Origin of the sequence: Actinoplanes sp. NPDC026670 (assembly GCF_040638175.1) — a bacterium.
Classification (GTDB): domain Bacteria; phylum Actinomycetota; class Actinomycetes; order Mycobacteriales; family Micromonosporaceae; genus Actinoplanes.
In genome coordinates this window covers 31,711-45,427 of the sequence record NZ_JBEZXU010000069.1, presented here as the reverse complement: position 1 = coordinate 45,427, position 13,717 = coordinate 31,711, and the positions used below count along the sequence as shown (strand labels likewise).

The following is a 13,717-nucleotide window of genomic DNA, read 5'->3' as shown; positions in this document are numbered from 1 at the left end:
GAGTGGGCCATGTCCATCCACGGGCGGGGAGGTCGGATGGTGCGGGGGGCGATCACGAGGCTGGTGTCGACGGCTGCGGCAGCAGTTGTGGCATTGGCTCTGACGATGGGGGCGGGGCCGGCAGCGGCACAGGCCGCGCCCAAGGCACCACAACCGGATGCGATACAACTGGTCGGCAACGGCATCGAGGAGACGGTCCTGGTCCGGCAGGACGAGCGGCCGCGACTGTTCCAGATGCTGACCAGCGAGGTGGACTGGCTGGCGTCGGCCCCGTCGTCGAGCTCGGCGCCGAAATCGGCGCAGCTGGGCCCGAAATACACGCTGACGCTGCTGGTCAAGAACGCGCCGAGCCAGCTCTTCCACCTGTACCCGCTGGCCCAGGGTGGCCCGCGGGCACACCGGCCGGCGAAGCAGCCGTCCGGTAAGAAGGCGGAGGCCTGGTTCTACGGTCGGCTCTCGATGCCGGAGTCGCTGCGGCTCGGCGGCGCGCCGCTGGAGGCCAAGCCGGACCTGGTGCACGGCGGCATCGGTGGCGGTGTCGGCACCGATCTGGCCGTGGAACGGGCCGACCCGTTCGAGGAGGTGAGCCAGGCGATGACCGAGTTCCGCCGGCTGTTCCTGCTCAACGGGGCGGTGCTGCTGGTCATCCTGACCGGGCTGGCCGGGATGGCGTTCCTCATCCGCCGGCGCGTCTGACATCCTCCGGTTGTTCCGTTTTCACACGGGGCGCCGCTGAGTTCTCGATCATGCCGATCAGGTCTTCCAGATCGGCGTCGAACTCGGCGGCGCCCTCGAGCATTTCCGGGGTTGATCCGGGCAGCCCGCCGGTGACCTCGCCGGTCGTGTAACCGAGCAGGAACGCGCAGATCAGCCGGGCCTGCCGGGGCACTTCGGTAGCCGGCACCCCGGCGTCGGCCAGGATGCCCTGGAGCGCGGCGGCCAGCCAGGACGCCGACGGCCCGGCCGCCGAGCGGTTCAGCAGCAGTGGGAAGGCGCTCGGGTGGGCCCGGGCCAGCGCCCGGACGGCCCGGCCCAGCGCGGACAGGCGGTGCCGCCAGTCCAGATCCGCCGGGTCCCGCCCGACATGACTGCCGAGTTCCAGGTGCAGCAGGTCGACCAGGCCGTCCAGAAGGGCGTCCTTGCCTCCGACGTACGGGTAGAGCGCCATCGAGGTGAGCCCGACGCGTTCCGCCACCGCCCGCATCGACATCGCTGCCAGCCCGCGTTCGTCCACCAGGGCCAGCGCCTGATCCAGGATCTGCCGTCTCTTGTCGTCCACCACGCCAACCTGACCAGTCCGGCCGCCGCATAGCCCGGAAACGCGCCCGTCACTCACCCGTACGGGGCAGGCTCTAACACCAGCGGCCGGGTGGGCGGCCGCGGCCGGCGGCCCGGCGCCTCGGGCGGACCGCGCCGTGCAGGTGCGCGCCGGCCCAGCCGCGCAGCTCGGTGCGGCATCCGACCCGGCCGGTGCCCGGGTCCACGATCAGCTCCTCGTCGGCCGGCGACACTGCCGGCGAGTCGTCGAGGGCGGGATCCCTGTCGGAGCACGCGAACGCGTCGTCCCGTTCCATCATCTCGCCTCCTCGATCCGTGCGCTGGGCGCCGGCTCCCCCGGCACCGACCTTTCATCGGCCCTTTCATCGGCACAGCCGCGTCTGGTGTTAACCCTGCGGCCGGAGCGCCGTCCGACACGATGCCAGGTCACCGACCGAAATCGCGGGAGAGGCGCACCGCTACGCCGGTCAAATGTCATAAAAACTCCTAAAAACCGCATCCGCCGTGTTTCCGACATATGTCACCCATACCGAGGCAACCGGGCGGCTCGGGCTCCGGCGTGCAACCCTGTGCGCGTGGCAGACACCGACACCGGCACATCGGCCGGGGGCAGGCCGGAGACCCCGGCGAAACCCCTGGCCCCGGGCACCCTGCGCCGCATCGAGCGGCAGGCCGGCACGCTGGCCAGCGCGGCGGTGGCACGCATGGATGAGACGCTCCCCTGGTTCCGGGCGCTCCCGGCCGACCAGCGCTCCTGGGTGATGCTCGTCGCACAGGCCGGCGTTCGATCTCTGGTCGAGTGGCTGCGCTCCGGCGGGACGGTCGCGGCCAGCACCGAGATCTCCGACGAGGTGTTCGCCGCCGCGCCGCGCGCGCTGGCCCGGGTGATCACGCTCACCCACACCGTCGAGATGATCAAGGTGACCGTCGACGTGGCCGAGGCCGAGGTGCCCGGCTTCGCCGAGTCCGGCGAGCAGGAGGCCCTGATCCAGGCCATCCTGCGGTTCTCCCGGGAGATCGCGTTCTCGGCCGCGCGGGTCTACGCGCGGGCCGCCGAGTCCCGCGGCGCCTGGGACGCCCGCCTCCAGGCCCTGCTCGTCGACGCCCTGCTGCGCGGTGACTCGTCCGACGTGCTGGCCAGCCGGGCGGCTGCGCTGGGCTGGGCCGACGCGCCGCCGGTGGCGGTGGTGGTGGGGCGCTCCCCGGGTGGCGACATCACCCCGGTGCTGCACGCCGTCTACCGGGCGGCCCGGCGGGCCCGGCTGGAGGTGATCGCCGGAGTGCACGGCGACCGTCTCGTCGTGGTGGTCGGCGGCGCCACCGATCCGGTCACCGCCGCGTCCGCGCTGGCCGGCGGCTTCGGCGAAGGCCCGGTGGTGGTCGGGCCGGCGGTGCCCTCACTGGACCAGGCCACCGAGTCGGCGCGGGCCGCGCTCGCCGGGTTCCGGGCGGCCCCCGCCTGGCCCGGGGCGCCCTCCCCGGTGGCCGCCGACGATCTGCTGCCCGAGCGGGTGCTCTCCGGCGACATGGACGCCCGGCGCAAGCTGCGACACGACGTCTTCGGGGCGCTGACCCGGGCCGGCAGCGGGCTGCTGGAGACCCTTGACGCGTTCTTCGCCTCGGGGAGCGTGCTGGAGAGCGCGGCCCGGGAGCTCTACGTGCATCCGAACACGGTGCGTTACCGATTGCGGCGGGTCGCCGAGGTCGCCGGCCTGTCACCGCTGGACGGCCGGGACGCCTTCACCCTGCGGATGGCCCTCACCATCGGCCGTCTGGACCCCGCAACGTGACCGGGATCTCTCACCATTCGACACGTTCACCGGAGGTATGAATGTGGTTGAAGTGACCCAAGAACACCTCTGTTTTGTAGGAACCCTACAACCCACGTCGTAGGGTTTGGTCGCGCCCGGCTACCCCGGAATGCCGCCGGATCCGGAAGAGTCGAGGACGTGCTCGCCGTACTCTCGCCCGGCCAGGGTTCCCAGAAGCCCGGCTTCCTCACCCCCTGGCTCGACCTCCCCGGCGCCGAGGCCCGTCTGACCGAGTGGTCCGCCCTCGCCGGCGTCGACCTGCTGCACCTCGGCACCCGCGCCGACGCCGAGGAGATCAAGGACACCGCCCGGACCCAGCCGCTGCTGGTCGCCGCCGCCCTGCTGGCCGGTGAGCAGCTGCCGCTGGAGCGGGTCGCGGTGATCGCCGGGCACAGTGTCGGCGAGCTGGGCGCCACCGCCCTCGCCGGTGTGCTGACCCCGGCCGACGCCGTCACCCTGGCCGGCGTCCGCGGCCGGGAGATGGCCGCCGCCTGCGCCCTCGAGCCGACCGGCATGAGCGCCGTCCTCGGCGGCGACCCGGACGAGGTGGTCGCCACCATCGAGAAGCACGGGCTGTTCCCGGCCAACCGCAACGGCGCCGGCCAGATCGTCGCCGCCGGCGCGCTGCCCGCCCTCGCCGAGTTCGCGGCCGCGCCGCCGGCGAAGGCCCGGGTGATCGCGCTCGCGGTGGCCGGCGCGTTCCACACCCCGTTCATGGCGCCCGCCGAGACCGCGCTGGCCGCCGTCGCCGAGGGTGTCACCGTGCAGGACCCGGCCCGGACCCTGCTGTCGAACCTGGACGGCGCCGCCGTCACGGCCGGCCCCGAGATGCTGCGCCGCCTGGTCCGCCAGGTCACCGCCCCGGTCCGCTGGGACCTGTGCATGCGGACCCTGAAAGACCTCGGTGTCACCGGCGTCATCGAACTTCCGCCCGCCGGCACCCTCGCCGGCCTGGTCAAGCGAGAGCTCAAGGGCGACGGCGCCCCCGAGATCGTCACGCTCAACACCCCGGACGACCTGCCGGCCGCCCTCGATCTGATCGCCCGCACCGAAGGAGACGCACGATGACCGCGGGTTCCCGCATCCTCGCGATGGGCCACTACCAGCCGTCGCGGGTGATCACGAACGACGACCTGGCCAGCACACTGGACACCAACGACGTCTGGATCCGGGACCGGGTCGGCATCGCCGAGCGGCGGGTCGCCGACGGTGAATCGGTCGCCGACATGGCCACCTTCGCGGCCGAGAAGGCGCTGGCCGCCTCCGGGCTCACCGCGGCCGACATCGACCTCGTCATCGTCGCGACCTGCTCGGCGATCGACCGCTGCCCCAACGTGGCGACCCGCGTCGCCGACCGGCTCGGCATCAACGCCCCGGGCGCGTTCGACGTCAACACGGCCTGCTCCGGGTTCTCCTACGCGCTCGCCACCGGCGACCACGCGATCCGGGCCGGAGCCTCCCGTAACGCACTGGTGATCGGCGCGGAGAAGCTTTCCGACATCACGGACTGGTCCGACCGTACGACTGCCGTGCTCTTCGGCGACGGGGCCGGAGCCGCGGTCCTCTCCGCGGTGCCGGACGGTGAACCCGCCGGGATCGGTCCCGTCGTCTGGGGTTCCACTCCGGAGAAGGGCGAAGCCCTGAAGATCGCCGGCTGGCAGCCCTACATCAAGCAGAACGGACAGGCGGTCTTCCGCTGGGCCACCACCGCCCTCGCGCCGTTCGCGATCGAGGTCTGCGAGAAGGCCGGGATCGCCCCGTCCGAACTGGCCGCCTTCGTCCCGCACCAGGCCAACACCCGGATCATCGACGGCATCGTCAAGCGGCTCGGCCTGAGCCCGGACGCGATCGTCGCCAAGGACCTCGTCGAGTCGGGCAACACGTCCGCCGCGAGTGTCCCGCTGGCCCTGTCCAAGCTGATCGAGCGTGGCGAGCTGCCCTCCGGGGCGCCCGTCCTGCTCTTCGGCTTCGGCGGCGGCCTCACCTACGCCGGCCAGGTCGTCCGCTGTCCTTAGGACATCGGTTACCTGACCGACGCCAGCAACATTTATTCAGGACGCTGGAGACGTAACCGGCTCACCTACAGCGGAGCGAAACTCCGGGTAGGTCCTGAACAAATGTCGACCGCACCATCGAGAGGAAAGATTCCCACAATGGCAACTCGCACAGAGATCACCTCCGGCCTCGCCGAGATCCTCGAGGAGGTCGCCGGGGTGAACCCGGACGACGTCGCCGAGGAGAAGTCCTTCACCGACGACCTGGACGTCGACTCGCTGTCGATGGTCGAGGTCGTGGTGGCCGCCGAGGAGAAGTTCGGCGTCAAGATCCCGGACAACGAGGTGCAGAACCTCAAGACCGTCGGCGACGCCGTCAACTACATCGAGGCGAACCACTGACATGAGCAACGTAGACGTCGTCGTCACCGGGCTCGGCGCGACGACCCCGCTGGGCGGGGACGTCGCGTCCACCTGGGACGCCATGCTCGCCGGCCGCTCCGGGGTGGGTCACCTCACCCAGGAGTGGGCCGGTTCCCTCCCGGTGCGGATCGCCGCGCAGCTCGCCGTCGAACCCTCCGAGGTCATCGAGCGGGTCCGGCTGCGCCGGATGGACCGTTCCGAGGCCATGGCCGTGATCGCGGCCAAGGAGGCGTGGGCCGACGCCGGTCTCGCCGACTCGGGAGTCGACCAGGAGCGTCTCGCCGTCAGCTTCGGCAGCGGCATAGGGGGCGCGATCACCCTCCTCGACCAGGACGACATCCTGGAGCAGTCCGGCCCGCGGCGGGTCAGCCCGCACACCGTGCCGATGCTCATGCCGAACGGGCCGGCCGCGTACATCGGCCTCGAACTCCAGGCCAAGGCCGGAGTCCGGGCGATGGCCAGCGCCTGCGCCACCGGTGCCGAGGCGGTCGCGCTCGGTCTCGACCTGATCCGGCTCGGCCGGGCCGACGTGGTCGTGGCCGGCAGCACCGAGGCCGTCATCCACCCCCTGCCGGTCGCCGGATTCGCCTCGATGCGGGCCATGTCGACCCGCAACGACGATCCGGAACGCGCCTCCCGCCCGTGGGACAAGAACCGGGACGGTTTCGTCCTCGGCGAGGGCGCCGGCGCGCTGATCCTGGAACGGGCCGACCACGCGGTCGCCCGGGGCGCCCGGATCTACGCGCGTCTCGCCGGCGCGGGCATCACCTCGGACGGGTACGACATCGTCCAGCCCGACCCGGAGTGCCGTGGCGGCATCCGTGCCATGCGGATGGCGATCGAGGACGCCGGCCTGACCGGCGCCGACATCCACCACGTGAACGCCCACGCCACGTCGACCCCGGTCGGCGACATGGGCGAGATCAAGGGAATCCGGGCCGCCATCGGCAGCCACCCGATCCTGACGTCGACCAAGTCGATGACCGGCCACCTGCTCGGCGCGGCCGGCGCGCTCGAGTCGATCGCCGCGATCCTGGCCCTCCGGGACGGCATCATCCCTCCGACCATCAACCTCGACGACCCCGACGAGCGCCTCGACCTGGAGGTGGCGGCCCACAAGGCGCGGACCGCCGACATCCAGGCGGCGATGAACAACTCGTTCGGCTTCGGCGGCCACAACGTCGCCCTCGTCTTCACCCGCGCCTGATCCCCCTGCCGTGAGCCGATACTCCTCGGGTGTCGATCCGACCCCGGTCGGGCAACACGACCCCGAGGAGCGGCTCCGGGCCCTACTCGACCGCGGAACCATGCGGCCGCTGGCCACCGCTCTCACGGCCCGCGGCCGTGTCGACGGCGCCCCGGTCGTCGCCTTCGCCGGTTCGGGCGGCGCTCCCGATGCGCACAACATCGTCACGGCCGTCGACACCGCGGTCCGCGAACGGGTTCCGGTCATCGGGCTCTGGCAGTGTGCCGGGCCGCCGCTCGCCGACGGGCTGTCCGCCCTGGACGCGGCCGGCCAGGTGTTCGCCGCCGTGGTCCGGGCCTCCGGCCGGGTGCCGCAGATCTCGGTGCTCCTCGGCCAGGCCACCGGCGCCGCGGCCTACGTCCTGCCACTCACCGACGTGATCATCCATTCCCCCGGCCGCCTCCCACCCGGCACCGAGCCGGACCACACCACCGCACCCGAAACCACGCCGGACCGCACCACCGCACCCGGCACCGAGCCGGACCGCACCACCGCACCCGAAACCGAGGCGGACCGCACCACGTCGCCCGGCGCCGGGCGGCCGGGCCTCGTCGCTCCGGATTCCGACAGCGCCCTCGCCGAAGCCCGCCGGATCGCGCTGCTCCTCGGCAGTCAGGGCCGCGTCTCCCCCGACGACGTCGCTCCCGGCGGCACCACAGGCGTCCCGTTGCACACCTTGGTGCCGGCCGGAACCGACCGCGCCTACGACGCCCGCCCACTGGTCCGGGCCATCCTCGACGCCCCCGGCACGGAACTCCACGCCGACCGGGCCACCAACATGATCACCACGCTGGGCCGCCTCGCCGGCCGGACGGTAGGTGTCGTAGCAACCAACCCGCTGCGGCTCGGCGGTTGCCTCGACCCGTCCGGCGCCGAAAAGGCCGCCCGTTTTATCCGAATGTGCAACGCCCTCGGAGTCCCGCTAATCATCCTGGCCGACTCCCCCGGCCTCCTGCCCGGCCCCGAACCCGACGACGCACCCCACCGGGGCGCCAAACTGCTGCACGCCTTCGCGGAAGCCGTGGTGCCCCGCGTCACAGTGATCACCCGGCGCGTCTACGGCGGCGCCTACCTGGCGATGAACTCCCGCTCTCTGGGCGCCACCGCCGTCCTGGCCTGGCCGTCCACGACGATCGCGGTAACCGGCCCGAAAACCGCCGTGAACCTCCACCACCGCCGGACCCTGGCCGCCGTCCCACCCGCCGAACGCGAACCGCTACGGGCCCGCCTGCTCGCCCAGGAACTCGACCTGACCAGCGCGGCCCGAGCCGTCGAACTCGGCCTGGTCGACGAGATCATCCAGCCCGAACAAACCCGACGGCGCATCGCCGAAACCCTCGCCGCGACCCCGGCCGGCCGCGGAAACCACACAAACATCCCCTTATAAGCAAATATTTCGGTACGGCCACACCGCCCACAAACCACACCACCCCGAACCGGGCCTACCCCGCAACGCAGGCGACCCGCCCGGTCCCCAACGCGCCCGCCGGGCATATGCGCCCGTCCCGCTCAAACCTCCGCGCCGCCGGCGTTCCCTCCGCGCTCGAGCACGTCCGTCAGGCGTTCACGTCCGCCCAGCTCAGGGCTCCGCGCCCCGCCCGGGCTCCAACGCACCCGCCGGATGTCTCTCCGGTCAACGAAGCCCTCCGGCCCCCAAGGATTCGGTCCGGCACGCCTCGACCGCTCCCGCACCGACCTCGCGGATCTTGCATGACTATTCACGCTCGCGCCGATCTTGCAGCTCTTTCCGCGCCCCAACAGGAAGAAGGCTGCAAGGTCTCCCCGGCGCAGTGGACCTTGCACGACAAACCACACCCAGACATGAAGAACCCTGCAAGATCGCCTCAAGGGTGCATATTCCTGCAAGATCCTCGAAGGAGCGCGCCGGGCCTGCGGTCGGATCGGCCGCGCAGCGGGCCAGGAAGCGGAACGGACAGCGGGACAGGAAGCGGAACGGGCGGCGGGACGGGCGCATATGCCCGGCGGGCGCGCTAGGGACTTGGCGGGTCGCCTGCGTTGCGGGGTAGGCCCGGTTCGGGGTGGTGTGGTTGGGGGGCGGTCATGCGTACCGCCGAGGTTATTTCGCGCATGCGCTCCGGGGCAGCTTGCCGACCGCGATGGGTGACCGGCCGGGGGCCTTCGCCTTTCCCGCGATGACGGCCGCGAGTGCGGTGAGTGACAGCTTGCTGGACGAGTAGGTGGCGACCAGGGTCGGTGTCGCCGCCTGGGCGAGGAGGCCGGGTGAGTCCATCATCACCGTGATGGCTGCCGCGTCGTCGAGGTCGACGCGCTGGTCTCCGTAGCCGACCAGGCGGATGACCGAGCCGCCCGAGCTCTGGACCTGCACACCAGCCTCCTGGAGGGCCTTGACCAGGTTGACCCGGGCCACCTCGCGGTTGGCGGGCGCGGTGACCGAGACCGGGCCGGTGGCGAGCGGGCCGGCGCACGGGCCGCGGAGGACGGTCACGGCGGCGGCGTCGAGGGCCGTCACAGCCTGTTGGTTGGCGGGGGAGCCGATCACGGAGAGTTCCGGCTGTGGGGTCTGCGCGGTGCGGAACTTGAGGGTGAGGATTCGGGTGACGGCTTCGGTGAGGCGTTCGCGTTTGAGGGTGCCGTCCTTGAGGCCGGCCAGGATGCCGTCGCGGGCGCCGCCGATGTCCGGGGGCATGAGCAGCATGTCGTTGCCGGCGTTGAGGGCGCGGACGGCGGCCTCTCCGGCGGGCCATTTCTTGGCGGGGGCCATGTTCATGGCGTCGGTGACGGCGACGCCGGTGAACTTGAGCCGGCCCCGCAGCTCGTCGGTCATGATCTTGTGGGAGAAGGTGGCGGCCACGCCCTTGTCGACCGATTGCAGGTTGAGGTGGCCGGACATGACCACTCCGGCGCCCGCGGTGATGCCGGCGCTGAACGGTGGCAGGTCCTGCTGCTCCCAGCGTTTGCGGTCCTGGCCGATCAGCGGCAGCTCGTCGTGGCTGTCTGCGGTGGTGTGGCCGTGGCCGGGGAAGTGCTTGAGGGCGGCGGCGACACCCGACGACTGCAGACCGCGGACGGCGGCGGCGACCTGGTCGGCGTTGGCTTTCGGGTCGCTGCCGAAGGAGCGGGAGCCGATCACCCCGCCGCCGGTGGTGTTGAGGGTGTCTGCGACCGGCGCGAAGTCGACGGTGACGCCCATCGCGGCGATCTCCTGGCCGGCCGCGCGCCAGGCCGCCTCGGTCAGGTCGGGGCGGCGGGCGGCGCCGAACGCCATGGCGGCCGGGAGGATCGTCACACCGTCGGTGACCCGGGTCACCGTGCCGTACTCCTGGTCCATGCCGATCATCAGCGGCGCGGAGGCGGGCAGTTTCCGGGCGGCGTCCTGGAGGCCGGCGGTGAGAGCGCGGACCTGCTTCGGGTTCTCCACGTTGGTGGTGGGGTTGGTCTTGCTGGTCGGGTCGTCGACCGTGAACCCGACCAGGATCAGGCCGCCGAGACGGTACTTGGCGATCAGTTCGGCCGGTGTGTTCACGCCGCCGAGGCCCTGGTTGGCGCGGGCGTTGTCGGCGTCGACGTCGGTGGCCGAGCTGCCGTAGGCATACGGCATCAGGACCTGGCCGGCCAGATCCTCGTCGCTGAGCCGGGCCACGATCTCGGCGGCCCGCGCGGCGGGGTCACCGACGGGGGTCGCCGAGGCGCTCTCCGGCGCCGGCGAGGCGGGACGCGGCGCGGTGGCGGCCGGCGGGGCTGCCGCGGGTTCCGGTTCGTCGCCGCACGCCCCCAGACCCAGCAGCAGGGGTACGACCAGAGCACGCGCCAGATTTCTCACGATCGCCATCGAACCAGTTCACGCCAAACGTCGCCACTTCGCACCGCCACCACGTTTTGGGCATGCTTGTGGGGGATTTGCCCCGTCGCCAGGTGGGGCAGGTCAGCCGACCCTGGTGAGCAGCGTCACCGGGGCGCCGTCGCCGGCGTACCGGTACGGCTCCAGCTCCACGTCCCAGGCGGTGCCGAGCGCCTTCTCCAGCGCATGCGACAGCGCCTCGGGCGCACGGACCGAGGACATGATGGCGCGCAGCCGGTCCTCACCGATCTGGATGTCGCCCGAAGCGCCCATGACCCCGTGGAACAGCCCTCGGCCGGGAACGTGCATGAAACGTTCCCCGTCGACCCCTGGGCTGGGTTCCTCGGTTACCTCGAATCGGATCATGGGCCACTGTCGCAGGGCAGCAGCCAGCTCGGCGCCAGTGCCGGCCCGACCGGTCCAGCTGCACTCGGCTCGGCGCATGCTCGGATCGACCGGTTGCACGGTCCATTGCAGGTTGACCGGCGCGGTCAGGACGCGCGCGATCGCCCACTCGACATGCTGGCACACGGCGAGTGGGGTCGAGTGGACGTATACGACGCCACACGTTGGCACGGTGACCTCCCGGAGACCGAGGTGCGTCTTCCCCTACGACCTCGACCGCGGTTGATCGTGTCCCATGATGCCGGTTGGTACGGATGGTGCGCCAGAGAATCCGCAACATCGACTATGGGAGCCGCCGTAGTGGCATACCCTGCCCAACGGCCTTACCTGCTCTGACGGTATGGTCGAGGGGCCGTCGTGTAGAGTTGCCACGGCCTTTTTTCTTTCTGCCCCAAGCTTTCCTTCAAGGAGTACCGCCGTGGCGAGCAACACTTCAAAGACCGCCCGCGCATCAGTCCGCGCCGGCCAGGGCAGCGGTGGCGCCCTCAGCGTGCTCGGTGAGTACAAGTACGTGATCCCGCTCGCCGACGGCCGCTTCGCCTACGTGCGCAACCTGACCAACGGCAAGACCGCGCACCTCAAGACCGACTCGGACGCCTTCGTCGAGGAGATCCGCGTGCTGACCGGTGCCGGTCACGGCGCCAAGATCCGCGCCGAGCTGGTCACCCTGCACGAGAAGAACCCGGAGCACGGCTGGGCCGCCACCGAGAAGCGTCTCGTCGACGCCGGCGTGTTCGAGGGCTGAGTCCCCGCACCACGCGAAAGCGCCTCCCGGTTTCGACCGGGAGGCGCTTTTTCGCATGATCAGTGGATCAAGGCAGCGTGATCGGTGGGTCAGGCAGCGTGATCGGTGGGTCAGGGCAGGAACTCGACCCAGCCGCTGTCCAGGTCGTAGACGGCCCCGGCCACCTTGATCCGGCCGGCCTCGATCTCCGCGGCCAGCTCGGGCACGTCCCGGAGCCGGTCCACGGTGCGGCTCACGTGCTCGCGGACCGCCCGCTCGTCGGTGTCGTCGCCCTCCAGCCCGACCGCCTGGACCGCCGGGGCCAGCTCGTCGACCAGGTAGCCGACGTAGCCCACGTCACCGCCCGGGGTGGCGCCGGCCCGCAGCGCCTCGACCGTGGCGTGCACGGCGCCGCAGCGCTTGTGCCCGACCACGAGCACGAGCGAGACGCCCAGCTCGGCCACCGCGAAGTTGATCGAGCCGATCAGCGAGCGGTCGAGCACGTGCGCGCCGGAGCGGGCGACGCAGATCGAGCCGAAGGTCTGGTCGAAGATCGCTTCCAGGGGGACCCGCGAGTCGATGCAGCCGAGCACCAGCGAGTGCGGCTTCTGCCCGTTCGCGGTGGCGGCGGCACGTGCGACGTCGTGGCCGTAGCGGGGACGTCCGTAGACAAAACGCTTGTTACCGGCGATGAGTTCGCTCATGGCTGCGGAGGACGTGCTGACCTGGGCGTCACGAGTTGCCGTCATGTTAGCGATTTTCGTCGGCCCGGATCCCGGGTGAAGTGTTTGCGAGGTAACTCACTGTCCTGACAGGGCCGTCGCCTCAGGGCGAAAGTCCTCCCGAAACATGCTGGTAATACTCGGGATCACGAGTGATGCTTATTACCCGCGGGTACTGCGGGGACCGTGACCATCACGGAGGTACCCATGTTCACTCTCGCCGACGGCGTACGGCTGCACGTCTCCGTGTCCGGCCCCATCGACGCGCCGGTCACCGTGGTGCTCTCGCACGGGTGGTGCCAGGACCGGCGTACCTGGCGGCAGCAGATCGCCGCGCTCGGCGAGATGGGGCACAAGGCGCCGCGGGTGATCGCGTACGACACCCGGGGCCACGGCCGGTCCAGCGCCACCCACCTGCGCTCGGCCACCCTGGCCCAGCTCGGCGACGACATGGCCGAGGTGATCCGCCGGTACGCTCCGGCCGGCCCGGTGGTGCTGGCCGGCCACTCGATGGGCGGCATGACGATCATGGAGTACGCGCACCGCCACCCCGCCGAGTTCGCCGACCGGGTGAAGGGCCTGCTGCTGGTCTCGACCACGGCCGAGGGCCACACCCACACCCGGTACGGCCTGCCCGACCAGCTGGCGGCCCTGATGCGGGCCGGCGAGACCCTCGGCGCGGGCCTGCTCGCCCGGTCCGGGGCCTGGCGCCCGCACCGGGTGATGCTGCCCGCTCTGCGCCCGGCGCTGCGCTGGCTGCTGTTCGGCGACGAGTGCGCCGACGAGGCGATGATGCTGACCATGGGCGGGCTGGGCCGGGCCCCGTTGCGCTCGATCGGCGGCTTCCGCGAGTCGATCGGCGCCCAGCTGCGCCTGGACACGCTGGCCGGGCTGGGCATGCCGGCCGCCGTGCTGGTCGGCTCCCGGGACCGGCTGACCCCGCCGGCCTGCGCCGAGTCGATCGCCGCGGCCCTGCCCGGGGCCGAGCTGACGGTGGTGCCGGGCGCCGGGCACATGCTGCCGCTGGAGAAGCCGGCCGAGGTGTCGGCGGCACTGGTCACGCTGGTGCGCCGGGCGGCCCGGCAGGCGAAGCGGGATCGCCGGCCGACCATCGGACACCCCCGCTGCCGCAAGGCCGCGTAGTTCGTTTTCCACGGAAATGCACACCTCGCAGTGATTCGGCGACGATCCTGGGAAGTTCGAACTTCTGCGTGACCGCCGGGCTCGTTCGACGCGGGCGCACGGGCAGGAGTAAGTTCGATTGCCCCCTTCGCGCGAGCGCGTCCGCGCGTGT

14 protein-coding genes are annotated in these 13,717 nt (G+C 71.5%); 9 read left to right on the top strand and 5 right to left on the bottom strand.

Annotated features, from left to right (window positions below):
* Window positions 1–87 precede the first annotated feature (87 nt).
* Window positions 88–696: a hypothetical protein gene (locus tag AB0E94_RS42680; protein WP_360338817.1), complete on the top strand. Its 609-nt coding sequence runs from the start codon at window positions 88–90 to the stop codon at window positions 694–696.
* On the opposite strand, the gene AB0E94_RS42675 is transcribed toward AB0E94_RS42680, so the two are convergent.
* Together AB0E94_RS42675 and AB0E94_RS42670 are read right to left on the bottom strand one after the other, a co-directional pair.
* Complete coding sequence (locus tag AB0E94_RS42675) at window positions 677–1,279, bottom strand: TetR/AcrR family transcriptional regulator (RefSeq protein ID WP_360338814.1); 603 nt, start codon at window positions 1,277–1,279, stop codon at window positions 677–679. The genes AB0E94_RS42680 and AB0E94_RS42675 overlap by 20 nt on opposite strands.
* Window positions 1,280–1,352: 73 nt before the next feature.
* Entirely contained in the window at window positions 1,353–1,577 is a 225-nt protein-coding gene (locus AB0E94_RS42670; RefSeq protein ID WP_317787908.1) for a hypothetical protein, read from the bottom strand.
* A gap of 336 nt (window positions 1,578–1,913) precedes the next feature.
* Here AB0E94_RS42670 and AB0E94_RS42665 point away from each other — a divergent pair, with 336 nt between their 5' ends.
* The 6 genes from AB0E94_RS42665 to AB0E94_RS42640 all read left to right on the top strand — a co-directional run bounded on the left by AB0E94_RS42665 (window position 1,914) and on the right by AB0E94_RS42640 (window position 8,139).
* The gene (locus AB0E94_RS42665) at window positions 1,914–3,068 is read left to right on the top strand and encodes a helix-turn-helix domain-containing protein (protein ID WP_360338851.1); all 1,155 of its coding nucleotides are present in this window, start codon (window positions 1,914–1,916) and stop codon (window positions 3,066–3,068) included.
* Between the two features lie 159 nt (window positions 3,069–3,227).
* Window positions 3,228–4,157 (top strand): ACP S-malonyltransferase, encoded by a 930-nt coding sequence (locus AB0E94_RS42660; protein WP_360338810.1) that lies wholly within the window; start codon window positions 3,228–3,230, stop codon window positions 4,155–4,157.
* On the top strand, window positions 4,154–5,104 hold the full coding sequence (locus tag AB0E94_RS42655; protein ID WP_360338807.1) for a beta-ketoacyl-ACP synthase III: 951 nt from the start codon (window positions 4,154–4,156) through the stop codon (window positions 5,102–5,104). Before AB0E94_RS42660 ends, AB0E94_RS42655 begins: the two co-directional genes overlap by 4 nt.
* A gap of 138 nt (window positions 5,105–5,242) precedes the next feature.
* Window positions 5,243–5,485: an acyl carrier protein gene (locus tag AB0E94_RS42650; protein ID WP_109591874.1), complete on the top strand. Its 243-nt coding sequence runs from the start codon at window positions 5,243–5,245 to the stop codon at window positions 5,483–5,485.
* Window position 5,486: 1 nt separating this feature from the next.
* Window positions 5,487–6,713 carry a beta-ketoacyl-ACP synthase II gene (gene fabF, locus AB0E94_RS42645; RefSeq protein ID WP_360338802.1) on the top strand — a complete coding sequence of 409 codons (1,227 nt, stop codon included), beginning with the start codon at window positions 5,487–5,489 and terminating at the stop codon, window positions 6,711–6,713.
* Window positions 6,714–6,813: 100 nt separating this feature from the next.
* Window positions 6,814–8,139 carry a carboxyl transferase domain-containing protein gene (locus AB0E94_RS42640; RefSeq protein ID WP_360338848.1) on the top strand — a complete coding sequence of 442 codons (1,326 nt, stop codon included), beginning with the start codon at window positions 6,814–6,816 and terminating at the stop codon, window positions 8,137–8,139.
* 690 nt (window positions 8,140–8,829) lie between these two features.
* Here AB0E94_RS42640 and AB0E94_RS42635 read toward each other — a convergent pair.
* Together AB0E94_RS42635 and AB0E94_RS42630 are read right to left on the bottom strand one after the other, a co-directional pair.
* Window positions 8,830–10,563, bottom strand: coding sequence for a glycoside hydrolase family 3 N-terminal domain-containing protein (locus AB0E94_RS42635; protein ID WP_360338799.1), 1,734 nt, complete (start codon window positions 10,561–10,563; stop codon window positions 8,830–8,832).
* A 93-nt stretch (window positions 10,564–10,656) separates the two neighbouring features.
* A complete protein-coding gene (locus AB0E94_RS42630) occupies window positions 10,657–11,148 on the bottom strand; it encodes a DUF3145 domain-containing protein (protein ID WP_093611019.1) in 492 nt (163 codons plus the stop codon).
* Between the two features lie 247 nt (window positions 11,149–11,395).
* Here AB0E94_RS42630 and AB0E94_RS42625 point away from each other — a divergent pair, with 247 nt between their 5' ends.
* Window positions 11,396–11,722 (top strand): hypothetical protein, encoded by a 327-nt coding sequence (locus AB0E94_RS42625; RefSeq protein WP_360338796.1) that lies wholly within the window; start codon window positions 11,396–11,398, stop codon window positions 11,720–11,722.
* A 110-nt stretch (window positions 11,723–11,832) separates the two neighbouring features.
* On the opposite strand, the gene AB0E94_RS42620 is transcribed toward AB0E94_RS42625, so the two are convergent.
* Complete coding sequence (locus AB0E94_RS42620; protein ID WP_360338793.1) at window positions 11,833–12,450, bottom strand: carbonic anhydrase; 618 nt, start codon at window positions 12,448–12,450, stop codon at window positions 11,833–11,835.
* A 180-nt stretch (window positions 12,451–12,630) separates the two neighbouring features.
* Here AB0E94_RS42620 and AB0E94_RS42615 point away from each other — a divergent pair, with 180 nt between their 5' ends.
* The gene (locus AB0E94_RS42615; RefSeq protein WP_360338790.1) at window positions 12,631–13,566 is read left to right on the top strand and encodes an alpha/beta hydrolase; all 936 of its coding nucleotides are present in this window, start codon (window positions 12,631–12,633) and stop codon (window positions 13,564–13,566) included.
* Window positions 13,567–13,717: the final 151 nt, after the last annotated feature.

What these genes read in the sequence shown, in the direction of transcription:
- AB0E94_RS42650 (WP_109591874.1), top strand. Translation starts at nt 5,243, where the DNA reads ATGGCAACTCGCACAGAGATCACCTCCGGCCTCGCCGAGATCCTCGAG.
- AB0E94_RS42655 (WP_360338807.1), top strand. Translation starts at nt 4,154, where the DNA reads ATGACCGCGGGTTCCCGCATCCTCGCGATGGGCCACTACCAGCCGTCG.
- AB0E94_RS42615 (WP_360338790.1), top strand. Translation starts at nt 12,631, where the DNA reads ATGTTCACTCTCGCCGACGGCGTACGGCTGCACGTCTCCGTGTCCGGC.
- AB0E94_RS42640 (WP_360338848.1), top strand. Translation starts at nt 6,814, where the DNA reads ATGCGGCCGCTGGCCACCGCTCTCACGGCCCGCGGCCGTGTCGACGGC.
- AB0E94_RS42670 (WP_317787908.1), bottom strand. Translation starts at nt 1,577, where the DNA reads ATGATGGAACGGGACGACGCGTTCGCGTGCTCCGACAGGGATCCCGCC.
- AB0E94_RS42635 (WP_360338799.1), bottom strand. Translation starts at nt 10,563, where the DNA reads ATGGCGATCGTGAGAAATCTGGCGCGTGCTCTGGTCGTACCCCTGCTG.
- fabF (WP_360338802.1), top strand. Translation starts at nt 5,487, where the DNA reads ATGAGCAACGTAGACGTCGTCGTCACCGGGCTCGGCGCGACGACCCCG.
- AB0E94_RS42620 (WP_360338793.1), bottom strand. Translation starts at nt 12,450, where the DNA reads ATGACGGCAACTCGTGACGCCCAGGTCAGCACGTCCTCCGCAGCCATG.